This window comes from Gordonia sp. SID5947 (genome assembly GCF_009862785.1).
Lineage (GTDB): Bacteria > Actinomycetota > Actinomycetes > Mycobacteriales > Mycobacteriaceae > Gordonia.
The window spans coordinates 2,751,878-2,775,478 of the sequence record NZ_WWHU01000001.1 but is presented as its reverse complement, the minus strand read 5'-3'; the positions used below and the strand labels follow the sequence as shown (position 1 = coordinate 2,775,478).

At 68.0% G+C, this 23,601-nt stretch carries 13 protein-coding genes, 3 pseudogenes and 1 riboswitch; of the genes and pseudogenes, 9 read left to right on the top strand and 7 right to left on the bottom strand.

Annotated elements, in window-relative coordinates; all coding sequences use genetic code 11:
* Positions 1 to 62 precede the first annotated feature (62 nt).
* The 3 genes and pseudogenes from egtB to GTV32_RS12815 all read left to right on the top strand — a co-directional run bounded on the left by egtB (position 63) and on the right by GTV32_RS12815 (position 2,738).
* Positions 63 to 1,292: an ergothioneine biosynthesis protein EgtB gene (gene egtB / locus GTV32_RS12825; RefSeq protein ID WP_343287448.1), complete on the top strand. Its 1,230-nt coding sequence runs from the start codon at positions 63 to 65 to the stop codon at positions 1,290 to 1,292.
* Positions 1,289 to 2,244, top strand: a pseudogene (gene egtD, locus GTV32_RS12820) (L-histidine N(alpha)-methyltransferase). The gene egtB and the pseudogene egtD overlap by 4 nt, the downstream one beginning before the upstream one ends.
* A gap of 113 nt (positions 2,245 to 2,357) precedes the next feature.
* Positions 2,358 to 2,738, top strand: coding sequence for an SHOCT domain-containing protein (locus tag GTV32_RS12815; protein ID WP_161060646.1), 381 nt, complete (start codon positions 2,358 to 2,360; stop codon positions 2,736 to 2,738).
* A gap of 108 nt (positions 2,739 to 2,846) precedes the next feature.
* On the opposite strand, the gene GTV32_RS12810 is transcribed toward GTV32_RS12815, so the two are convergent.
* Positions 2,847 to 3,629 (bottom strand): HAD-IIA family hydrolase, encoded by a 783-nt coding sequence (locus GTV32_RS12810; protein ID WP_161060645.1) that lies wholly within the window; start codon positions 3,627 to 3,629, stop codon positions 2,847 to 2,849.
* A gap of 127 nt (positions 3,630 to 3,756) precedes the next feature.
* Here GTV32_RS12810 and GTV32_RS12805 point away from each other — a divergent pair, with 127 nt between their 5' ends.
* The 4 genes from GTV32_RS12805 to GTV32_RS12790 all read left to right on the top strand — a co-directional run bounded on the left by GTV32_RS12805 (position 3,757) and on the right by GTV32_RS12790 (position 9,536).
* Positions 3,757 to 4,740 carry an ABC transporter permease gene (locus GTV32_RS12805; protein ID WP_161062501.1) on the top strand — a complete coding sequence of 328 codons (984 nt, stop codon included), beginning with the start codon at positions 3,757 to 3,759 and terminating at the stop codon, positions 4,738 to 4,740.
* Between the two features lie 109 nt (positions 4,741 to 4,849).
* Positions 4,850 to 5,782, top strand: a complete 933-nt coding sequence (locus GTV32_RS12800) for an ABC transporter permease (protein ID WP_237421535.1) — start codon at positions 4,850 to 4,852, stop codon at positions 5,780 to 5,782.
* The gene (locus GTV32_RS12795; protein WP_161060643.1) at positions 5,779 to 7,881 is read left to right on the top strand and encodes an ABC transporter ATP-binding protein; all 2,103 of its coding nucleotides are present in this window, start codon (positions 5,779 to 5,781) and stop codon (positions 7,879 to 7,881) included. The genes GTV32_RS12800 and GTV32_RS12795 overlap by 4 nt, the downstream gene beginning before the upstream one ends.
* On the top strand, positions 7,878 to 9,536 hold the full coding sequence (locus GTV32_RS12790; RefSeq protein WP_161060642.1) for an ABC transporter family substrate-binding protein: 1,659 nt from the start codon (positions 7,878 to 7,880) through the stop codon (positions 9,534 to 9,536). The genes GTV32_RS12795 and GTV32_RS12790 overlap by 4 nt, the downstream gene beginning before the upstream one ends.
* A gap of 353 nt (positions 9,537 to 9,889) precedes the next feature.
* Here the strand turns inward: GTV32_RS12790 and thiD are convergent, their stop codons facing one another.
* Together thiD and thiC are read right to left on the bottom strand one after the other, a co-directional pair.
* Positions 9,890 to 10,744 carry a bifunctional hydroxymethylpyrimidine kinase/phosphomethylpyrimidine kinase gene (gene thiD / locus GTV32_RS12785; protein WP_161060641.1) on the bottom strand — a complete coding sequence of 285 codons (855 nt, stop codon included), beginning with the start codon at positions 10,742 to 10,744 and terminating at the stop codon, positions 9,890 to 9,892.
* Positions 10,741 to 12,411 (bottom strand): phosphomethylpyrimidine synthase ThiC, encoded by a 1,671-nt coding sequence (thiC, locus tag GTV32_RS12780; RefSeq protein WP_161060640.1) that lies wholly within the window; start codon positions 12,409 to 12,411, stop codon positions 10,741 to 10,743. Before thiC ends, thiD begins: the two co-directional genes overlap by 4 nt.
* Positions 12,402 to 12,516: riboswitch (TPP riboswitch) on the bottom strand. It overlaps the preceding gene by 10 nt.
* Positions 12,517 to 12,733: 217 nt before the next feature.
* Here thiC and GTV32_RS12775 point away from each other — a divergent pair.
* Together GTV32_RS12775 and GTV32_RS12770 are read left to right on the top strand one after the other, a co-directional pair.
* A complete protein-coding gene (locus GTV32_RS12775) occupies positions 12,734 to 13,081 on the top strand; it encodes a GNAT family N-acetyltransferase (protein ID WP_161060639.1) in 348 nt (115 codons plus the stop codon).
* An 81-nt stretch (positions 13,082 to 13,162) separates the two neighbouring features.
* Positions 13,163 to 13,924 (top strand): siderophore-interacting protein, encoded by a 762-nt coding sequence (locus GTV32_RS12770; RefSeq protein WP_161060638.1) that lies wholly within the window; start codon positions 13,163 to 13,165, stop codon positions 13,922 to 13,924.
* Between the two features lie 76 nt (positions 13,925 to 14,000).
* Here GTV32_RS12770 and GTV32_RS12765 read toward each other — a convergent pair whose 3' ends face one another.
* The 4 genes and pseudogenes from GTV32_RS12765 to GTV32_RS24050 all read right to left on the bottom strand — a co-directional run.
* Positions 14,001 to 15,767 (bottom strand): ABC transporter ATP-binding protein, encoded by a 1,767-nt coding sequence (locus GTV32_RS12765; RefSeq protein WP_343287311.1) that lies wholly within the window; start codon positions 15,765 to 15,767, stop codon positions 14,001 to 14,003.
* Positions 15,764 to 17,335, bottom strand: coding sequence for an ABC transporter ATP-binding protein (locus tag GTV32_RS12760; protein WP_161060637.1), 1,572 nt, complete (start codon positions 17,333 to 17,335; stop codon positions 15,764 to 15,766). Before GTV32_RS12760 ends, GTV32_RS12765 begins: the two co-directional genes overlap by 4 nt.
* A pseudogene (locus tag GTV32_RS24055) lies at positions 17,332 to 22,781 on the bottom strand (amino acid adenylation domain-containing protein). The gene GTV32_RS12760 and the pseudogene GTV32_RS24055 overlap by 4 nt, the downstream one beginning before the upstream one ends.
* A gap of 93 nt (positions 22,782 to 22,874) precedes the next feature.
* A pseudogene (locus GTV32_RS24050) lies at positions 22,875 to 23,468 on the bottom strand (phosphopantetheine-binding protein); the annotation flags it as partial.
* Positions 23,469 to 23,601: the final 133 nt, after the last annotated feature.

Genomic DNA, 23,601 nt, shown 5'->3' with positions numbered 1-23,601 from the left:
AACGGGAGGTACCAGTGAGCATCACCAACCGGCCCGCGCCGGCGTCCGTCGTTTCCTCGAAGGTGGCGGACGATCCGAGTCCGCACCGATTCCTCGAGGTCCGCGCCCTGACCGACACGTTGACCGCGAACCTCTCCGCCGAAGACCAGACGCCGCAGTCGATGACCGACGCCAGCCCGGCCAAATGGCATCGGGCACACGTCACGTGGTTCTTCGAGGAGTTCATCCTCCGCAACGACCCCTCGTACGTGGTGTACGACGACACGTACCGCTACCTGTTCAACAGCTACTACGAGGCGGTCGGTGCGCGGCACCCGCGTCCGGAGCGGGGACTGGTGACCCGCCCCGGTGTCGCCGACATCGCTCACTACCGCGAATACGTCGACAGCGCGATGGTCGAGGCCCTCGAGCGCGGCACCATCGGCGACGACCTGCTGCCCTTGGTCGAACTCGGGTGCAATCACGAGCAGCAGCACCAGGAGCTGTTGCTGATGGACATCAAGCACCTGTTCTCGACCCACGCCTTCGCGCCGGTCTATGTCGAGCGCGAGGCCGATATCGCAGGCACGTCGGAAACCCTCACGTGGCGGTCGTGTGGCGGCGGGATCACCGAGATCGGAGCCGACCAGGGAGTCCACGTTCCGTTCGCCTATGACAACGAGGGGCCGCGCCACCGGGTCTTCCTGGAGGATTTCGAGATCGCCGAGCGGGCGGTGACCAACGCCGAATGGCTCGAGTTCATGGCCGACGACGGGTATCGCCGACCGGAGCTGTGGCTGTCCGACGGCTGGGCACATATTCGCGAAACCGGTTGGCAGGCGCCGGAATACTGGGAGTTCAGCGACGGTGAGTGGACCACCTTCACGCTGTCGGGCCGTCGTCGTGTCGCCCCCGACGAGCCGGTGGTGCACGTCTCCTTCTACGAGGCCGACGCCTACGCCCGGTGGGCGGGAGCCCGGCTCCCCACCGAGTTCGAATGGGAGGTCGCCGCGGCCAGCGGGGGAGAGGCGCGTGGCCAGTTGCTCGATCCGGCGCGGTGCCATCCCGGTCGGGCCGGCACCTCGATGGTCGGTGACGTCTGGGAATGGACCGCCAGCGCCTACCTGCCGTATCCGGGCTTCGTCCCGGCCAACGGCGCGGTGGGCGAGTACAACGGCAAGTTCATGTGTGATCAGCACGTCCTGCGTGGTGCGAGCGCGGTGACGCCGCCGGGCCACGAGCGGGTGACCTACCGCAATTTCTTCCCCGCCCATGCCCGGTGGGCGTTCTCCGGCCTGCGGCTGGCCCGATGACCGCCGGCATCGACGAGGCGCTGGCGGTCGACGCGGTGGCCGGTCTCTGGGCCGAGCCGCCGACGCTGCCCACCAAGTGGCTCTATGACGAACGCGGCAGCCGTCTGTTCGACGAGATCACCCGAGTGCCCGAGTACTACCCGACTCGGCGCGAGACCGCGATCCTGCGGGCGCGCAGTGCCGACATCGCAGCGGCCACCGACGCCGCCATGATGGTCGAATTCGGTTCGGGCACCTCGACAAAAACCCGACTGCTGTTGCGCGCGTTCGCCGAGCGGGCCGCGGGTGCCGGCCGCACGTTCACCTACGTGCCACTCGACGTCAGTACCGAGATCCTGGAGTCGTCGTCGGCGGAGCTGTCGCTGGACTATCCGGACATCGGCGTCGAACCCATGGTCGCCGACTTCACCAGTCCCGATCTCATGTTGCCGGCCGCCGAGGGACCGCGGATCGCCGTCTTCCTCGGCGGCACCGTCGGCAATTTCGATGTCTCCCAACGCGCGGCGTTTCTCCGCACCCTCGCGGACGCCCTCGCCCCGGGCGACTACTTCCTCCTCGGCGCCGACCTCATCAAGGACACCGGCAGGCTCGTCGCCGCCTACAACGACAAGGCCGGGGTCACGGCCGATTTCAACCGCAACATGATCGAGGTGCTGCGGGCCGGTCTCGACGGTCGAGGCCTCTACGTCGACGATTTCGATCACATCGCGCGATGGAACCCGGCCCGGCACCGGATCGAGATGTGGCTGCGTGCACGCCGCGACATCGATGTGTATTTCGCCGTGCTGGACAGACGATGGCGGTTGCCCCGGGGGCCGAGGTGCTGACCGAGATCAGTACGAAATTCGACCTGACGGATCTCGCGGAGGAACTCGCCGTCGCCGGCCTCGACGTGGTGACGACATGGACCGACGACGCGGACGACTTCAGCCTGACGCTCAGCCGTCGGTGAACACGGCGACGCGAATCTTCGTCATGCACTGCCCCTGAGTGCAGGCTGTGAGAAGCTTTTGTCGGCCCGGCGATCCCCGTCGGGCCGACATTGACATGCAAGGAGCATTTCCCATGTGGGACTCGTTCTGGGACTTCATCTGGTACACGATCGTCATTTTCGCGTTCGTGGCCTACCTGATGGTCCTCTGGTTCATCATCACCGACCTGTTCCGCGACAAGAAGTCGTCCGGCTGGCTGAAAGCGATCTGGGTGATCTTCCTGGTCATCCTGCCGTACATCACCGCGATCGTGTATCTGCTCGCCAAGGGTCGCGGCATGTCGGAGCGCCAGGCCGAGGCCGCCCAACAGGCCAAGCAGGCCACCGACAGCTACATCCAGTCGGTCGCAGGCAAGAGCCCGGCCGAGCACATCGCGGATGCCAAGGCCCTCCTCGACGCCGGGACCATCACCCAGCAGGAGTTCGACGCACTGAAGGCGAAGGCGCTCGCCTGATCTCGTGACGGGTTCATCGGCGTCATGCCCGAGGGAACCCACGTACTCGTCGACAGCACCCGCTCCCGCGTGGAGTCGGGTGCTGTCGACGTTTCACCGTCGAACCGATCAGCCGTGGAACGGGTCCTGGGTGCGGCCCACCAGGTCGGCGACCGAGCTGATCACCTCGGTCGGGCGATACGGAAACAGTTCCACCGACGTCGGGGTGGAGATCCCGGAGAGCACCAGCAGAGTCTGGAGCCCGGCCTCCATCCCCGCGATGACATCGGTGTCCATCCGGTCGCCGATCATCAGCGTGTGCTCGGAATGGGCGCCCATCTGCCGCAGCGCCGACCGCATCATCAGTGGGTTGGGCTTGCCTACGTAGTAGGGCTCGCGTCCGGTCGCCCTGCTGATCAGTGCGGCGACCGCGCCGGTGGCCGGGAGCGACCCGCTCGTCGACGGACCGGTGGCGTCCGGGTTGGTCGCGATGAAACGCGCACCTCGTTCGACGAGCCGGATCGCGGTCGTGATGGCCTCGAACGAATAGGTACGTGTCTCGCCGAGGACCACGTAGTCGGGGTCCGAATCGGTGATCACATAGCCGATCTCGTGGAGCGCGGTGGTGAGACCGGATTCGCCGACCACGTAGGCCGATCCGCCCGGACGTTGCGAATCGAGAAACCGGGCCGTGGCCAGCGCCGACGTCCAGATGGCCGGCTCCGGGATGTCGAGACCGATGCGGAGCAGCCGGGCCCTCAGATCACGCGGTGTGCGGATGGAGTTGTTGGTCAGCACGGTGAACGGCGTGCCGTTCGCCGTCAGCTCGGCGAGGAATGCGTCGGCACCGGGGATCAGGTGTTCCTCGCTGGTGAGCACCCCGTCCATGTCCATGAGATAGTTCCAGGCCATACGCCCGATTATGGTCGCGGTGAACGCGTGCCGCGTCGAACCCGCCGAATCGGCGATCTCGCTGACACAATGGACCGACCGCGGCCGGTTCAGCCCCCGGCCGGACAGCCGGAGTCAGAGGTCGCAGGTGATCGGGTATCTGTGCAAGCGCATCGCCGCGTGGGCGGTCCTTGTCTTCGTGGCCACCAACCTCACGTTCTTCCTGGCGACCTGGTTCCTCGATCCGCGATCGAACTACGCCGAACGCAAGCCGCCGCTCCCACCAGACGTGGTCGACCGCACGCTGACGAGCTACAACCTCAACGACAAGACTCCGGTGCTGGAACGGTGGTGGACCTGGCTGACCGGCATCCTGCTGCACTGGGATTGGGGTTCGACGCCGGTGGGGACCAGCGTCAACGCACAGGTGGGATTCAGGATCTGGTCGTCGGTGCAGTTGCTCACCGCAGCCACCGTGCTGGCGACGCTGTTGGGCATCGCGCTCGGTGTCTACACCGCCCTGCGCCATTACCGATTGGCCGATCGCGCTTGGCAAATGGTCTCGATCGTGATGATCAACATCCCGGTCGCGGTGGCCGGACTCGCGGTGGTACTCCTCGGCATCGCGATCAATCAGCAGGTGGGTCACACGGTGGTGTACGTCGCCGGGTCGTCGAGCATCGATGTGCACGGGTTCTTCCCTGTGCTGGCCGATCGCGTCAAACACCTGATCCTGCCGACGATCACGCTGGTGATGGTGCAGTATGCGGGACTGCACCTCATGCAACGCTCGCTGCTGCTCGACACGATCGAGGCGGACTATGTCCGGACCGCGCGCGCCAAGGGTCTCACCCGTGGTGTCGCGGTGCGTCGACATGCCTTGCGCACGGCGATCATCCCGGTGGCCGTCGGGGTGGCCTTCGCGATCCCGGCGGTGTTCACCGGCGCGGTCATCACCGAGACGATCTTCGGGTGGGAGGGGATGGGCCGCTATTTCGTGACGTCCATCAACACCAACGACGTCTACGGGGCGGTGGCGGTCGCCGCCTTCGGTGCGCTGGCGACCGCCGTCGGCGCGATCCTCGCCGATCTGGCGGTCGTCTACCTCGATCCACGGGTACGGGTGAGCTGACATGGTGATGATGCCTCCGGAACCGTCACGGCCGGACCGGTCACGTGACCCCGATTCTCCCCGTCTCCGGAGTCGCGACGCGCATGATCCGACCGCCACCGCGCCCATCATGGGTGAGACGGGCGGGATGCTTGCCGACGGTGTCGGCCCCCTCGAGGACAGCCTCCAGACACCGATCGCACGGCGCCGCCTGGGCCGGGCCGGACTCATCGCACGGCGGTTCGCGCGTCGTCGTTCGGCCCTGGCCGGTCTGGTGATCTTCGTGGTGCTGGTCTGTTTCGCGCTCTTCGGCGGCTTGTTCAGCGCATACTCCTACACCGACACCGATTTCCTCGCGATCGGGTTCCCGCCGTCGTCCGGCCATTGGTTCGGTACGAATGACGCGGGCAACGACCTGTACGCGCAGGTCGTCCACGGATTGCAGCGCTCCCTCGTCATCGCGTTGTCGGTCTCGTTGGGCACCACCGTGATCGCCGGCTTTCTCGGTGCGCTTGCCGCCTACTTCGGGGGCTGGGTGCAGCGGGTCGTCCTCGGCGTCATCTATCTGCTGCTGGTGGTGCCGACCTTCCTGATCCTGGCGCTGATCTCCACCAAGACCGGTGGCGACTGGCGCTGGCTCATCGTGGTTCTCACCCTCACCGGCTGGATGATGTTGGCGCGCATCATCCACTCCATGGCCCAATCGATCCGGGAGCGCGACTATGTGCGGGCCGCACGGTATCTGGGTGAGCCACCGGTGACGATCGTCGCCCGGCACATCCTGCCGAACCTAGCGTCGCTGCTGGTGATCAACTTCGCGCTCGGCGTGGTGGCGACCGTCCTCGCCGAGACCGGTCTGTCCTTCCTCGGCCTCGGTGTGAAGATCCCCGACGTCACGCTCGGCGCCCTGCTGCAGTCCGGCACCGGAGCGTTGTTCGCATCGCCCTGGCTGTTCTACTTCCCCGCGGCGGTGCTGACATTGCTGACGGTCTCGATGGCGCTGATCGCCGACGGCCTGCGCGACGCTCTGGACCCGACATCCGGATCGGGGGCCCGCGCATGAGCGGCGCATCGGATCACCGGCCCGAAACGGTGCTGGCCGTGCGGGATCTGCGGGTGTCCTTCGGTTCCGAGGCCGGTCGGGTCGATGCGGTTCGCGGGCTCTCGTTCGACGTGACCGCGTCGTCGACGCTGGCGGTGGTCGGCGAGTCCGGTTCCGGTAAATCGGTGTCCGCGTTGGCGATTCTGGGGTTGCTCCCGGATTCGGCGGAGGTGAGCGGGTCGATCGCGCTGGGCGGCCGCGAGTTGCTGGGACTGGCGGACAAGGCGATGTCGTCGATACGTGGACGGGAGATCTCGATGATCTTCCAGGATCCGCTGTCGTCACTGACGCCGGTGTTCACCGTCGGCGCACAGATCGTCGAGGCGCTCAAGGCCCATCAGGCGATCGGTACCAAGGCCGCCACGGCGCGGGCCGTCGAACTACTCGACCTCGTCGGCATACCGGACCCCGCGCGGCGGGTGACGGCTTTTCCACACGAACTCTCCGGTGGCATGCGTCAGCGGGTGATGATCGCGATGGCCATCGCGAACGATCCCGCGGTGATCATCGCCGACGAACCCACCACCGCACTCGATGTCACCATCCAGGCACAGATCCTGACGCTGCTGCGGACCGCCCAGGCCGAGACCGGCGCGGCGATGTTGCTCATCACCCACGATCTCGGAGTGGTGGCCGGGGCCGCCGACGACGTGGTGGTCATGTACGGCGGACGGGCCGTCGAGCGGGCGGCCGTGGAACCGCTGTTCGATGCGCCGCGGATGCCGTACACGATCGGTCTGCTCGGTGCGGTGCCGCGGGTCGATCGGATCACCGAGTCGCTCACGCCGATCCCCGGCACACCGCCGGTGCTCATCGATCCGCCGTCGGCGTGTCAGTTCGCACCCCGTTGCCCGATCGCCATCGACGAATGTGTCCGGCAGGAGCCGGTGTTGAGACCGGTGTCAGCTGCCGGATCCGGTGTCGAGGAACATGAGGCTGCGTGCGTGCGTGTGCGGGAGATCGGCGCGGACGCGACCATCGACGGTCGTCCGATCTACGGCACAGCCGCTGTCGAGACGCGCGCCGTCGCGACGGATGCCGACGAGCGGCCGGTGGTGCTGGAGGTGTCCGGTCTGCGCAAGCAGTTCCCGCTCACCAGCGGTCTCATGAAGCGTCGGGTCGGGACGGTGCGAGCGGTGGACGGGGTCTCTTTCGAGATCCGCCGCGGTGAGACGATGGCGATCGTCGGCGAGTCCGGCAGCGGGAAGTCGACCACCCTGCTCGAGGTGATGGAGTTCGGACAGCCCGCCGGTGTGGTCCGGCTCTCCGGCACCGACCCGGCCGGGCTCTCCCGGCGACGGTCACGGGTTCTGCGCCGCGAGATGTCGATCGTCTTCCAGGATCCGTCGGAGGCGCTCGATCCACGCTTCACGGCTTTCGACGTCGTCGGGGAACCGTTGCGCGCGCTGGGATTGTCGAAGGAGGAGACCGCCGATCGGGTCGGCGGTCTGTTCCGCCGGGTCGGTCTCGACCCGGCACATGCCGATCGCTATCCGTCGGCGTTCTCGGGAGGCCAGCGCCAACGCCTGGCCATCGCACGGGCACTGGCCACCGATCCCAGGCTGGTGATCCTCGACGAGCCGCTCTCCGCACTCGACGTCTCCGTCCAGGCCGACATCGTCAACCTCATCCGCCGGTTGCAGGCGGAGGGCGATGTCGCGTATCTCGTGGTGGCGCATGATCTCTCGGTGGTCCGGCACATGGCGGACAGGGTGGCCGTGATGTATCTGGGACGGTTCGTCGAGGCCGGGCCGGTCGCCTCGGTGTTCGACACCCCGAGACACCCGTACACCCAAGCGTTGTTGTCGGCGGTCCCGGTACCCGATCCGCGCGCCGAACGCGCCCGCACTCCAATCGTGTTGCGCGGTGAGCAACCGAGTCCCACCGACGAGATCACCGGATGTGCGTTCGCGGGACGGTGCCCCCTGTACCTCACCCTCGCCGAGACCGAGCGGGCCCGGTGCCGGGACCACGAGCCCGCACTCGAAGGACCGGCCGCGGGCCATCCCGCGGCCTGTCACTTCACCGACCGGATGCCGATGTCACAGGAGGCGCCGTGAAGCGAATCGTCGCGCTGACGCTCGTGATCTTCCTGGCGATCTTGGGACTCGCCGGTTGTGGTGTGCGACTGGACGACACGGCCATCTCGACGACCGGCGCCGACCTCAACCCGCAACCGCGGGAGAACCTCCGGGACGGTGGGAGTCTGACCACGGCGATCACCGAGGTGAGTCCGCAGTGGAACACCTTTCAGGCAGACGGCTCCGCATACACACTTCTGCTCTGGCGGTGGTACAACCCGACGCTGGCCTATTTCTCGCCCGACGGAACCTACTCGTTCAATCGCGACTACCTCACCGACGTCCGAAAAGAACTGGTGGACGGCAAGACCGTGGTCACCTACACCATCAATCCGAAGGCCCACTACAACGACGGCGCGCCGATCGACTACCGCTCGTTCGTGAACACGTGGCGGGCGAGCAGCGGTGCCGATCCGAACTACGTCGTGAGTTCAACCGACGGTTACGACCAGATCGATTCCGTCACCAGGGGCGTCGACGACCGGCAGGCGGTGGTCCGGTTCAGGGGGGTCTGGGCGTGGCCCGACGGACTCTTCAACTACCTGCTGAACCCGAAGGTGAACACCGCTGATCTGTACAACCGCGGATATCTGCAGAATCCGCATCCGGAGTGGGGCGCGGGGCCGTACACGATCGACTCGTACGATCCCAACTCCGGTGTCGTGGTCTTCAAGCGGAACCCGCGGTGGTGGGGCAACCCGGGCAAGCTGGAGCGGCGGGTGTTCCGGCAGATGGAGGACCAGGCCGCCATCAACGCCTTCCGCAACGGCGAACTCGACGCCATCGGAGTGGGTAGCAAGGACTCGCGCGCACAGGTGATCACGATGGGCGGTGTGACGATCCGGACCGCGGCCACACCGCAACAATCCCTTCTCGTCGTCAATCTCGACACCCCGATCCTGGGGGACCGGCGGGTACGCGAGGCGGTACTCCGTGGAGTCGACCGGAACACGCTGGCGCGCATCCGTTTCACCGGTCTCAACTACACCGAGCCGCTGCCGGGGTCTCTGCAGATGTACTCGTTCCAGCCCGGCTACGAGGACAACGTCAAGGGCGTCATCGACTACGACCCCGACCGCGCCCGCCGGCTCCTCGACGAGGCAGGCTGGCGCGTCGGTGATGACGACGACGGGATCCGGATGAAAGACGGCAGGCGATTGTCGCTGTCACTGCCGATCCTGTCCGACTCACCTGCGATCCAGAACCTCGGCCGCGCCTTCCAGGCCATCCTCGAACAGATAGGGATCGACGTGGTGGTGGCACAACGCCCGTCGTCGGACTTCTCGAAGATCGTCGTCAACAAGGAGTTCGATCTGTTCCTGATGGGCTTCTCGTCCAGCGACCCGTTCGGGATGGCCTATCTGTGTCAGACGTGGTGCGAGGGGTCGCAGCTCAACAAGGCAGGCGCCGGTTCTCCGGAGCTCGACGCCGAGATCGCCCGGGTGGCGCAGATCCCGGAGCCGATGGCACAGATCGCCGCCGCCAACAAGGTGGAGCGGCAGGCTTTCGCACAATATTCGGATCTGCCGCTGTTCAACGGTCCGGCGATGGTCGCGGTGAAGGAAAAGCTCGCCAATTACGGTGCGGGCCAGTTCTACATCGGACCCGTCGAAAATGTGGGCTGGCAGAAGTAGTCGCCCCGCTCCGCCCTGCCCCCTCCCGCCCGCCCGCCGACAGCAACTGGTTTCCCGCCGACAGCAACCGGAATCCCGCCGACAGCAACCGGAATCCCGCCGACAGCAACCGGAATCCCGCCGACAGCAACCGGAATCCCGCCGACAGCAACCGACTTTCCGCCCGACAGCACCACCTCGAGACGTCGACGACGATACTGAGGCCCCTGATCGTGCACCGAGTGCACGCCCGCGGTGCGGGGAACGTTGCTCTCGGTGAGATTCGTGTTGCTGTCGGCGAGAAATCGGTTGCTGTCGGCGGGAATCCGGTTGCTGTCGGCGGGGGGCGGGGGCGGGGGCGGGGCGGGGATGAATCAGGAGTGGGAGACGCGCCAGAGCGGGTTCACCGGTCCGTGGCCTGCGCCCAGCGGGTAGGCCGATTCGAGCCCCCGGGTGACCCAGCGCTTCGCGAACGCCACGGCGTCGGGAACCGAATAACCGTGTGCGAGCGCGCTCGCGGTGGCCGCGGCGAGGGTGTCGCCCGCCCCGTGGTCGTGGGTGGTCGCGATTCTCGGGTGGACGAACTCGTGGAACTCGTCACCGTCGAACAAGAGATCGGGACTGTGATCCGAGGACCGCAGGTGGCCGCCCTTCACCAGGGCCCAGTGCGCCCCCAGGTCGTGGAGGGCATGTGCGGCCGCCCGCTGCGTCGCCGCGTCGACGACGTCGATGCCGGTGATCAGCCGCACCTCGTCGAGGTTGGGCGTGACGACCGTCGCCAGTGGGATCAGTCTGGTGCGCAACGTGTCCAGGGCCTCGGCGGCCAGCAGTGCGTCTCCGTGCATCGACGCACACACCGGGTCCACCACGAGGGGGACTCCGTGGTCGCGTCCGATCCGCAGTTCGATGCAGGCGTCTGCCACCGCCTCGATGATGGGCGCAGACGCGAGCATGCCCGACTTCGCCGCCCCGACCCCGATGTCGGTGACGACGCTGCGCATCTGCGCGGCAACCGTCGTCGGTTCGATCTCCTGGAATCCCTGGACACCCACGGAGTTCTGCACGGTCACCGCGGTCACCGCCACACAGGCGTGCAACCCGAGAAGCGCAAAGGTGCGCATGTCGGCCTGGATCCCGGCACCGCCGCCCGAGTCCGACCCGGCGATGGTCAGAACGCGGGCCGGCGTGACACCCGGTGCGGCGGTGGGTAGTCCGAGATCGTCACTCATCCCGCGGCCGGACCGCCCGCGGTTGCCTCGAGTGGCAGGTAGACGCGATTCCCCGCCTCGGCGAACTCGGCCGATTTGGCGGCCATCTCCTCGGCGATCTTGCGGTCGATGTCCTCGGCGGTCACGAGTCCGTTCTCCTCGGCATAGGTGCGGACGTCTGCCGAGATCCGCATCGAGCAGAACTTGGGCCCGCACATCGAACAGAAGTGCGCGGTCTTCGCCGGCTCGGCGGGCATCGTCTCGTCGTGGTACTCACGAGCCGTGTCCGGGTCGAGGGCGAGGTTGAACTGGTCGGTCCAGCGGAACTCGAAGCGCGCCTTGGACAATGCGTCGTCGCGCTCCTGGGCGCCCGGGTGTCCCTTGGCGAGATCAGCGGAGTGGGCCGCGATCTTGTAGGTGATCACGCCGACCTTCACGTCATCGCGGTTCGGTAGTCCCAGATGCTCCTTGGGTGTCACATAGCAGAGCATCGCGGTACCGGCCTGCGCGATGAGTGCCGCGCCGATCGCCGAGGTGATGTGGTCATAGGCCGGCGCGATATCGGTTGCGAGCGGTCCGAGCGTGTAGAACGGGGCCTCTTCGCAGAGTTCTTCCTCGAGCCGCACGTTCTCCGCGATCTTGTGCATGGGAACGTGGCCCGGACCTTCGATCATCACCTGTACGCCATGAGATTTCGCGATCTTGGTCAGTTCGCCCAAGGTGCGGAGCTCGGCGAACTGCGCCTCGTCGTTCGCGTCGGCGATCGACCCGGGCCGGAGACCGTCACCCAGTGAGAAGGTGATGTCGTAACGCCGGAAGATCTCGCAGAGCTCGTCGTAGTGGGTGTAGAGGAACGACTCCTCGTGGTGTGCGAGACACCAGGCGGCCATGATCGAGCCGCCGCGCGAGACGATGCCGGTGACCCGCCGCGCCGTCAACGGCACATAACGTAGCAGGACCCCGGCGTGCACGGTCATGTAGTCGACGCCCTGTTCGGCCTGCTCGATCACGGTGTCGCGGTAGATCTCCCAGGTCAGCTTGGTGGGATCACCGTTGACCTTCTCGAGTGCCTGATAGATCGGCACGGTACCGACCGGGACCGGCGAGTTGCGCAGAATCCACTCGCGGGTGATGTGGATGTCTTTACCCGTGGACAGGTCCATGATGGTGTCGGCCCCCCACCGGGAGGCCCACACCATCTTCTCGACCTCCTCCGCGATGGAACTGGTGACCGCCGAGTTGCCGATGTTGGCGTTCACCTTCACGGCGAACGCCTTGCCGATGATCATCGGCTCGGACTCCGGGTGACGATGGTTGGCCGGGATCACGGCGCGACCGGCCGCGACCTCGCTGCGGACGAGTTCCTCGTCGACGCCCTCACGAGCGGCGATGAAGCGCATCTCGTCGGTGACGATGCCCGCCCTTGCCCATGCCAGCTGTGTCGATGCGCCCTCGATCGGCGCCGGTCGCTGCCAGGAGTCCCGGGTCGGCGCAAGGCCGCGTTCCACATCGATCACCGCGTTCGAGTCGGTGTACGGGCCGGAGGTGTCGTAGACGTCGAGGTGTTCACCGTTGGTGAGTTCGATGCGCCGATGGGGGATCCGCAGGTGATCGAGCTCGCGGTAGTACTTGTGGCTGCCCTCGATCGGACCGGTGGTGACAGCAGATTCAGATACAGATGTTCCCATGAGGGGCTCCCTACGCCGGCATTATCCGGACAGGTTCGGGCGGTCGGCGACCGCCTGTCGCCATCTCAGCCCCCGGTGATCGTGGGAGCCCCCGCGCTGTGCAATTGTGTGGCCGAACGGCCTATCGGACACCCTACGTGCCCGACGGCCACGGCGACCACCGGTGCCGGGCGATTGTTTCCCATGCGAAAAAACTGTCCGGGTTTCGCGATACCTACGGCATCGTAAGGTATGGTGTGACCGGGATCACATATGGTCCCCGTCCGCTGGTGGGAAGGGGAGTCCTGTCAACGGGTGGTCTCGTGACGCGCCGGAGGGGCTCATGCAACGGAAACATCGGCAGCGGCCACCGCAGTCCGCGCGGGCCATCCTGCAGCAGATCTCGCAGGTCGTACACAATCCCATCCGGGACCGGTTCGAGTTATGGGTGGCCGGCGACCTGGTCGGAGTCCTCGGCTACAGCATCGACAACGTGGACGGCGCACGGACGTTCACCATCCTGCACACCGTCCTCTACGACGAGTACACCGGCCACGGATTGGGTACGCGGCTGATGCGCGGCGCCGTCGACTACGTCCGTGACCAGGGCGCGCGGTTGCGCCCGGTGTGCTCGTTCACCAAGAGTTATCTGGACGCCCATCCTGGGCTCGTTCCGCTCGCGCCCGCCTGATCCCTCTGGTCCATTCCCTGCGGGTTAGCATAGGCTAGCCTGAGATTGGTGGTTGCTCTCGAGGGGAAGTAGGTCGGTCGGATGACGGAGACGACAAAACCGAAGTCGCGTGGTTGGCAGGGGGCCGTCCTCAAACTGTTCGGTGCCGACGACTACGAACTCACGGTGACCAGCAACGAGACGGTCACCGACGAGTACATCCGATTGGGGTTCACCGGGGGTGGGCTGCTCGCCGACCGTCCGGTCCATCCGACCATGTGGGTGCGGATCTGGTTCGAGAACAAGCACGGCAAGTTGCATCAGCGCGCCTACACGCTGGTCGACCCCGACCCGGCCACCGACTCGTTCTACCTCGAGTTCGCGATCCACGACGGCGCGGCGACCCGCTGGGCCCAGACCGCCGAGCCCGGGGAGACCATCTCGTCGACCTTCATGGGATCCAAGTTCGCGATCCCGGAGCCTGCGCCGGCGGGTTGGCTGATCGCCGGGGACACGGCGGCGCTGCCCGCCATCAACTCGCTGCTCGACGCGATCTCCGCGTCCGAGAATCCGTCGGCACCGGCCACGGTCTGGTTCGAGTATGTGCACGAGTCCGACAAGGCGCTGCCGCTGCGCCTGCGAGACCACGACACCATCAACTGGATCAAACGAGACGGCGGCCCGGATGCCCTCATCGAGGCCGTTCGTGATGCGGCGTTCGACGCGACAGGCCATTTCGGCTGGGTGGCCCTCGACATGAAGGGCACCCGGGCGGTGTCGTCGGCGTTCAAGAACGACTACAAACTCGGCAAGGCGGGCGTGAAGGCGCAGGCGTACTGGCGAGCGGGCGCGCCCGACTCCTGACGTTCCGCTCGGCCATCCGCCTGTGAACGGGTCGGCCGTGCACGGAATCGGCCGTCGTGGTGCGGTGTCTGATCCCTCAATCGGTGCTTGTGCTGGATACGGCGGAGTGCTGCTGCGTGCTCCCGGGCGTACCGAACGCGGCCCAGAGCCGCGCCAACTCACCGCCGGCCGCGATGAGCACGTCCGGCGGTCCGTGCTCGACGACGACTCCCTCGGAGAGCACCGCCACGACGTCCGCGCTGAGTGCCTGGGAGAGGCGATGCGCGATGACGAGGGTCGTGCGTCCGTCGGTTGCCGCAAGGGCGGCACGGTCGAGATCGGCGGCCTGGTCGCTGTCGGCCTCGGCCGTCGCCTCGTCGAGGATCGCGATCTCGGGGTCGGCAAGTACCAGGCGAGCCAGCGCGACCTGTTGTGCCCGGGCGTCGCCGAGACGGAAGCCGCCCTCGCCGACGACGGTGTCGATGCCCGCAGGCAACGCCCGAACCCATCCGTCGGCGCCGACCACGGCCAAGGCCTCGAAGGCCTCCGCGCGGGTGGCGGCGGGCGCGGCCAGGCGGAGGTCGTCGATGAGCGGTCCGGCGAAGACATGCACCTCTTGACTGACGGTGAAGACCCGTGCGCGAGCGGGTGTCACGACCTCGCCGCGAGTGGCGGTGAGCGTGCCGTCGATCAGGCCGGCGATCGTGGACTTTCCGGCGCCGCTCGCACCGACCAGGGCGAGACGACGTCCCCGAGGGATGTCGAGGTCGACACCGCGGAGGACCGGCCGGTCTGACGCGTAGCCGAAGTGGATGTCCCGCAACACCGGTCCCGTGGCGGTGCCCGGTGTCACCGAGGTGGTGGCTTCCGCGTCGGTATCCCGGGCCGGCGCGGCGGTCAGGACCCCGACCAGTCGGGTGAGGCCGGCGCCCGCCAGCTGCAACTCGGCGGAACTGTAGAGGATCATCCCGATCGGATTGAACAGGCGATGGAAGAGCAGAGCGGCCGCCGTCGTCGCCCCGACGGTGATGGCGTCTGCGGACACGAGCCAGAAGCCGATTCCGAGAATCGCTGTGAGGCCGACGAATTCGGCTCTGTTGACCCGACCCACCAGTCGGGTGAACAGGGTGAAGACCGAGATCGCGAGATCCCGGGTGCGCGCCGAGGCGGATTCGATCCGCTCGAGTTCACGCTCTTGCAGGCCGTAGGCGAGGACGGTGTCGCGACTCGAGGCCGATTCGACGATGGCCTGTGCGCGTTCGGCGGCAGCCGCGCGTTCGGCGGCGTAGACGGGCGCCGAACGGGGCACATACCAGCGAAGGGCCGCGGCATAGAAGGGGATGGCGCTCGCGCCGGCGAGTCCCAGACGCCAGTCGAGCCCGGCCATCGCGATCACGCTGACCACGGTCAGCGCTGCTGCGGTCACGACCGTCGGCACCACCGTGGTGACCGCACGGTTGATGACCGTCACATCGTTGTTCACCCGTGAGAGCACGTCGCCCCGACCGGCTGCCTCGATGATGTCGCGCGGCAGGTGAAGGGCTGCCTCCACCGCCTCGGCGCGCAGATCGGCGATCACGTCGGCGCCGAGGCGTGCCACCGAATACATGGTCGCTCCGGCGGCCAGCCCACCGACGGCGGCAGCGCACGCGGCGAGTATCGCCAGCGGGATCAACGATCCGGCGGTCGCGTGGCTGCTCACCCGGTCGATCAGGATGCCGAGGGCGAGCACGGGCACCACCGCGCACACGGCCGTCACCACGCAGAGCAGCACGACGGCGATGGTCAGGGCGGGCCGGGAGCGGATCGACCGGAGCAGCCGGCGGGTGGTCTCGGGTCGATCGGCGACCCGCAACGCGGTCACGATGTGGACTCCGCGGTCGCGACGGGCAGCGGCACCACACGATCGGCGACCGCCAGCCACGCGGGACTGTTCGTGATCACGGTCGTCGAACGACGAGTCCCCGCATCATGGCGGTGCCGGTACACGGCATCGGCGATCACGCGTTCGGTCATGGCGTCGACCGCCGTCGTCGGGTCGTGGAGCACGAGGGTCTCCGGGTCGCGGATCAGCGCGCGTACCAGCGCGATGCGCTGACGTTGACCGCCCGACAGGGACAGTCCGCGGTCGGTGACCGGGATGTCGAGGGCCTCGACTCCACCGCCGCCGAGGATGTCGCGGCTCCCCAGGGCTTCCATCAGCGCGACCACCTCGTCTCGCGGCGGGGCGCGGTGCCCGTCGACCACCAGATTCGACCAGATGGTGCCGGTGAACAGATCGACCGAATGCGGCTCGATGAGCAGGTCGGGCCGGTGGCCACACCCGGCCGCGAATTCGCGGGCAGTGGTGGGGTCGGGGGCCACCACCGCCACGAACTCGCCGGGGTGCCACGTCGCCGCCCGGCGGTCATCGGTGGGTTGGGCGGTGTCACCGCCGGACCGACTTCCTGTGGTGAGAGTCGAGATGCGTTCGGCCGATGCGCGAGCCGTCGCGACGCGGCCGGGTAGCATCGCGGCGATCGCGAGGGGCTCGGTGAGGAACTGGGCCACACCGAGAACGGTGATGAGCGCCCCGACGCCGATCTTGTCGGACAACGCGAACCACCCCGCCACCGAGGCGGTCCCCACCGCGATCAGACCGGTCACACCCGTCGCCGCGCCGAAGAACGCACCGTGCCCGACTGCTGCGCGCCGCATCGCGAGCCGGGTCTGCTCGTCGGCCTCCCGGTAGCGACCGGACGCCACGTCGAGCGCCCCGATGCCACGCAGTGTCCGCATCCCGGTGACGAGGTCGGTGGCGAGCGCCGTGGACCGGCCGATGTGGTGCTGCTGCGCGCCGACGAGACGCGTGGTGAACGGCGCGAGGAGTTGCACCACCGAGAGGATCAGCGGTACGGCGACGAGGACCGTGACACCGAGCGTGACGTCGACGCCGATGAGCACCGCGGCACAGGCGATCAGGGCCACGACCGCCGAACCCGCCTGTGGGACATAGCGGAGCAGGTTCCCCGTCTCGTCGGCGTCGGAGTTGGCGATGCTCAGCATCTCGCCGTCGCGCAGGTCCGAGGCGGTGATGGGGGTGCCGGTGATGATCGTCGCCGCGCATCGCATCCGGAGCCGATGCGCCTCGCCCTGCGCGGCCGTCATCGCGATCCGCGCGCCGAACCGATATGCGACGGTCAGGGCGAGGAAGACCCCGGCCATCACCGCCAGCCACCGGAGGAGGGACACGACGTCGGCATGGCCGAGGGCACGATCGACCGCCAATCCGATCAGGACGGGCACCGACACCTCGCAGAGCTGGTGCAGCGACAGGAGTGCGGTCGAGCCGATCAGCGCACGCCGGTTGTCCAGCACGCAATCACGTAGCACCCGGGCGCCGGTGCGGGTGCGCTCACCACGATGCCCGGCTGCCTGGTCGATGTGGCTCATGGTGTGACACGCCCGCTCTCGAGGTCGGGGAGTGGTCGGCGCAGATATGCCTCGACGGCCGGGCCGATGGTCCGCATCGCGGCGTACGAGCACATCTCCCAATGCGTGCATTCCACGCGGAGTTCGTCGATGTCGCCGGTGATCGGGCCGACCCAGCCGTTCTTCGCGGTCGAGCCTGCGGTGCCGGCCGGGTCGGCTGTCACGAAGAGCGTGTCCCCGTGGTACACCGGCGGAACATGGCGGCGGAGAAGCTGATCCGTGTGCGCGGCCGCATCGATGAGGTAGTGCACCATCTCGGGCCGCAATCCCGGTGGCATGTCCTCCACCTGCGCCAGCAGGTCGTCCACCGACGCCCTGGTCACCGGTGCGCCATGTGCTCCGTGCGCCGCGAGTGGGTGATCCTCGAGGCCGAGCGCGCTGACGAGATCGGTCAGATACATCGTTTCGTCGCGATCGGCGAGTCCGGCCGGTATCACGCTGTCCAGCAGGGTGAGTGATGCGACGGTGCCGCCTGCGGCCGAGATCCGTGCCGCGATCGTGTGCGCGATCACACCTCCCAGCGACCACCCCAGCAGGTGAACGGGCCCGTGCGGCATCACGTGTCGGATCTCGCGGAGATAGCGGTCCGCCACCTCGTCGATCGATTCGTAGGAGAGCACGGAGTCGCCGTCGACCACCCCCGGGATCTGTAGGCCGTACACGGGGCGGTCCGCATCGAGATGGCGGAGCAGTCCGGCGTATCCCCAGGAGAGCCCGATCGCGGGGTGGACGCAGAAGATCGGTGCACCGGTGCCGATCGGCCGGATCGGCAGCAAGACGCCCAATGCCGCATCGTCGGCGACAGGATCGGGATCGTCGAGTCCGCGGGCGAGCGCTCGGGGGGTCGGCTCGTCGAGCACCGCGGCGATCGACAACATCGAGCCGGTGTGGTCACGGAGCCGGGCAACCATTGCGAAGGCGGAGAGCGATGTGCCGCCGAGCAGGAAGAAGTCGTCGTCGATGCCCACCCGCTCGAGGCCCAGCTGATGTGCGAACTCCTCGGCGACCAGCTGCTCGGTCGGAGTCGTGGGTGGGGCGTACGCGGTCGTCGAGGCGAACTCCGGATCGGGCAGAGCTCGCTCGTCGACCTTGCCCGACGGTGTCGTCGGGATGGCGTCGAGGACCACGATCGCCGACGGGACCATGTGCCGCGGAAGTGTGCGCGAAGCGTGGTCGATGATCTCGCGGGGTTGCGGCCGCGCGTCGTCGGTAGGCGGCGAATCGGGGCCGACGACATACCCGACGAGCACCACGTGCCCTTGTGGACCAGGCTTTCCGACCGTGACGGCCTGCCGGACCGACGGGCTCCGGAGCAATACGGCCTCGATCTCGCCCAACTCGATCCGGTGGCCGCGGATCTTCACCTGACGGTCCGCGCGACCGAGATAGCGGATCGAGTCGTCGTCGGCGAGCGACACCAGGTCGCCGGTACGGTACATCCGATCGCCGGCGCGGCCGAACGGGTTCGCGACGAATCGGTCGGCGGTCAGGGCGGCACGGCCGTGATAGCCGCGTGCCAGGGCCGGGCCGCCGAGGTAGAGCTCACCCACCACGCCGCGTGCCACCGGGCGGAGCGCCGGATCGAGGACCGCCATCTCGAAGCCGCGGACCGGCCGGCCGATCGGGATTGCGCCGGCCGGCGTGACGGTATCGGGTTCGAGGGCTGCCACCGTCGCGATGTCGGTGGCCTCGGTGGGACCGTACCCGTTGCGCATCGCGCGGCCGGGTGCCCAGCGGGAGACCAGTTCCCGCCCGATCGCCTCGCCGCCCACCCCGAGGACGCGGAGTCCTTCGAGCGATTCGGGTTCCATCGTGGCCAGTGCCGTCGGCGTCAGCAGCGCGTGGGTCACGCCCTCGCGGCCGACCAGGTCGGGCAGCGTCGTCGGGCTCGCATCGGGATCGCTGATCACGAGGGTCGCAGACGCCGAGAGGGCGGCGAGCTGTTCGCCGACGGACATGTCGAAGCTCGGTGAGGTGTTGTGCAGAAAGCGAGAATCCTCGTCGACCCGGTAGGTGTGCCGTCGTTCGCCGACCAGGTTGGCGAGGCCCCGATGCGACACCACGACACCCTTGGGGGTGCCGGTGGACCCGGAGGTGTAGATGAGGTAGGCGGGATGATCGACGTTGTCGGCGAGGGTGTTTCGCCGCTCGGCGACGACCGGTGGCGCGGTGCGCGACGCCATCGGGTGATCGTCGAGGACCAGCCACTCGATCGAATCGGGGAGGTCGGCACGCGTCCGGCGATCCGTGATCCCCAATCGTGCGCCCGAGTCGGCGAGCAGCATAGCGATGCGGTCGGCCGGATAGGTGGGATCGACGGGCAGGAAGGCGGCGCCGGTCTTGGCGACGGCCCATACGCTGCGCACCGAATCGGCCGACCGGCGCAGCGCGATGGCGACGTACTCCTCGGGTCGCGCACCCGCGGCGGCCAGTCGCGCGGCCACCTCGTCGGACCACCGATCGGCTTCGGCATAGGTGATCGATCGCCCGGACCAGCGGATGGCGATGCCGTTCGGGCGCCGGGCCACCGCCCGACGGATGATCTCGCGCAGGGTCATGGCCGGCTCGGTGGGCCGACCGCGCAGCGGAACCGTCTGCTGCTCTTCGGATTCGGTCAAGATCGGGAGGGTTCCGACCGGAACCGACGAGTCCGCACACACGGTCCGCAGGAGGCGGTCGAAGCGCTCGACGAGCGCCGCGAGCGTGGCGTTGTCGACAACCCGTGTCCGAGCACTGAAGACGAGGCGTGGCTGTGGCTGCGTCTCGACGGTCAGGGTGAGCGGATAGTGGGTTGCCTCGTCGATCGCCACGTCGACGACCCGTACCCCGTCGACCCCGTTGGCCGTCTCGAGCGCTCCGGTGTCGATCGGATAGGACTCGAAGACGACGAGGGTGTCGAATCCGGCACCCGGGCCGGCGGCCTGCGCGATCTCGGCCAGACCGAGGTGGTGGTGGTCGATCAGGCGGGCCTGGTCGTCGTGGAGGCGTTGCCAGACCGCGGCGACGGATTCGGCCGCCTCGGCGCGGACACGCACCGGAACCGTGTTGATGAACAACCCGACGGTCTCGTCGACCTGATCGAGGTCGGCGGGCCGGCCCGAGACGGTCGCGCCGAAGGTGACGTCCAGTCCGCCACGCACGGCATCGTCGCCGGGCGCGAGGCGCCCGAGGATGATCGCCCAGAGCGATTGGATCACGGTGTTCGCGGTGACGCCTGCGTCGTTGGCACATCGCGCAAGGGCCGCCCAACGCTGCGGCCCGAGGTCGAGCGTCGCGCGCTGCGGGGGAGCGGGGTCGATCGAGGCGGCGGCCGCCGGTTCGAGCAAGGTGCCGTGTGTCCGCCCCGCGAAGGCCAGCTGCCACGCGCTGCGTGCCGCGTCCCGGTCCCGGTCGGCCAGCCACACCAGGAAGTCGCGGTAGCTCGGTGCGTCCGGGAGCGCCGCGTCCAGACCGTGTGCCGCGTAGAGGACGAGGAGATCGCGGAGCAGGATCGGCATCGACCAGCCGTCGACGACGATGTGATGGACGGTCACGATCAGCGCGAACGACTCGGGGCAGTGCGGACGAGTCCGAATCTGAGCAGCGGAGCACTGTCGAGTGCGAACGGCTGTGCGCGCTGTCGGTCGCGGATTCCGTCGAGGCGGCCGGCCCGCAGGTCCGGGTCGAGATCGGTGAGATCGTCGACCTGCCAGCCGGGTTCGGCACCGGCATGCAAGAGGGCCACCAGGTCGCCGTCGTCGGAGGTGGTGAAGGCGCTGCGCAACGCAGGATGCCGTGCGACCACCGCGCGGGCCGCCGTGTGGAGACGGCCGGTGTCGACCGGGCCGTCCAGTGTAATGGTTGCCTGCGACACATAGATGTCGGACGCGGCGAAGGCCGTCGAGACCCCCGACGCCAGCGCCGCGTGGAATGCGAACCCCTGTTGCAGCGGCGAACTCGGCCACACGTCGATCAGGTTCGGGTACCGCGCCACCCACCGATCCAGGTCCCGCTGGCCGACCTGGGCCGGGGCGACGTCCGACGGCGTCCAACCGTGCGCGCCCTGGCGAACCGTGTCGGCGAGCACGCCCAGGATCTGTTCCCACCGTTCGAGGATGCCGTCGACGGTGCTCTCGTCGATGATTCGCGCGACGCGATCGACAGTGGCCGTCAAGGTCAGGTCGGTCGGGGTCGCACCGGTCACGATGGCGTTCACGTCGAGCGGCGCCACCGCGGGCATGCCGGTATCGGGTGCGGCGTCGAGCCTGCCGACCTCGTCGGTGGGCATCCATCCGAGTCCGGCGAACTCGGTCGGGATGGCGTCCGCCGACACCCGTCCCAGATAATTGAGGCTCACGGTCGGCGCGATCAGATCGAGCCCGGAGCCCGTGGCGTGTGACGGTGACAGCTGCCCGATGATGCCGTAACCCGCTCCACGGGAGGGCAACCGGCGTATGAGCTCCTTCACGTACTTGACCGCCTCGGTGGTCGACGCGGCCTCCGGGAGGGTACCCGGCGCCACGTCGAGGCGGCGGCGATCGATGAGCAGCGGGAAGGCGGTGGTGAACCAACCGACCGTGCGCGAGAGGTCTGCGCCCGGCAGCAGGGCCTCCTCGCGGCCATGCCCCTCCAGCTGGACGACCAGCGAGTCAGGTGTGGTCGGTGCGCAGGCCACGGCCAGGGCAAGGGTCGCGACGAGGACATCCTCGGTGCGCGCGCGGAACGCGGTCGGAATCGACTCGACGACCGCCCGGGTGAGATCGGGGCGCAGCCGGATCTCGTGCCGGACCAGATCGGCGACGGTGTCACGCGCTGGATCGATCTGCCAGGCGTCGCCGTGCGCGAACTCGCCGTGGCCGGACTCGTCGAATGTCGTTCGCCAGTAGTCGATCTCGTCCTGGGCGATCTCGGCCGCACGGTCGGTCAGACCGTGCGCCCACCGTCGCAGTGATGTGCCGACCGGCTCGAGCGCTGCGGTCTTCCCCACGCTCACCGCCGACCACGCGGTCATCATGTCGGGGACCAGGATGCGCCACGACACCCCGTCGACCGCGAGGTGGTGGATGACCGCGACGAGTAGATCGTCGGCGGATTCCCGGTGGAGCCACACGAATTGGCTCATGATGCCCGACCGGGGAGCGAGACGTCCCAGCGCGTCATCGAGAGACGCGCGTGCGACCTCGTGTATGTCGGCATCGTCGGCCACCTCGACGTGCCGGATCAGGGAGTCGACCGGTACCGCGCTCTCGGCCTCGATCTCCAATGCGGAATCCTGATCGACCAGCCGGGCCCGCAGGGCGTCGTGATGGGCGATGACGGCCGAGAGCGTGGCGACGATCCCGTCACGTCCGATTCCTGCGGGCAGGCGCAGGACGAGATGCTGTGCGTAGCGGTCGATTCCGCCGGGTCGGCCGACCAGCCATCGCATGATGGGGGTGAGCGGCAGGCGTCCCACCCCGCCGCCGGGGAGCTCCTCGAGACCCGGGTGGGCGTCCTGGGTGGCCGCGACACGTGCGAGCGCTGCGACGGTCTTCCGTTCGAACACGTCACGCGGCGTGAGATGCAGCCCGTTGGCGCGGGCTCGCGACACCAGGCCGATCGCTCCGATGCTGTCACCCCCGAGCGCGAAGAACGAGTCGTCGGCGCCCACCCGGTCGCGTCCCAGCAAATCGCCGAAGATGTCGGCCAGCACCTGTTCGTCGGACGTCCGCGGTGCGCGGTACGGCTTCTCGGCGGCGAATGTCGGTTCGGGGAGTCTGGAGGCGTCGAGCTTGCCGTTGGGCGTGACCGGCAGCCGTTCGAGGACCACGACATCGTCCGGCACGAGACCGGCAGGCAGACGCTGTTCACACCACGATCGCACCGTGTCCACGTCGACCGGTGCATCGGGCATCCCGACGACATAGGCGACCAGCCGGGCGCCCACCGCGGTGTCACGGACCATGACCACCGCGTGCCGGATCTCAGCGAGTTGTCCGAGGGCGGCCTCGATTTCACCGAGTTCGATCCGGCGGCCGCGGATCTTGACCTGATTGTCCGATCGTCCGTGGTACTCGAGGTACGGGCGATCGAGGTCGCCCGGCACCCACGAGACCACGTCGCCCGTGCGGTACATCCGGGTGCCCGCCTCCAGCGGACAGGCCACGAAGCGGGTCGCGGTGAGTGCGGTGAGGCCGTGGTAACCCCGAGCCAGACCGGGACCTGCGAGGTAGAGCTCCCCCGGACACCAGGGGGAACCGGCCGCAGCC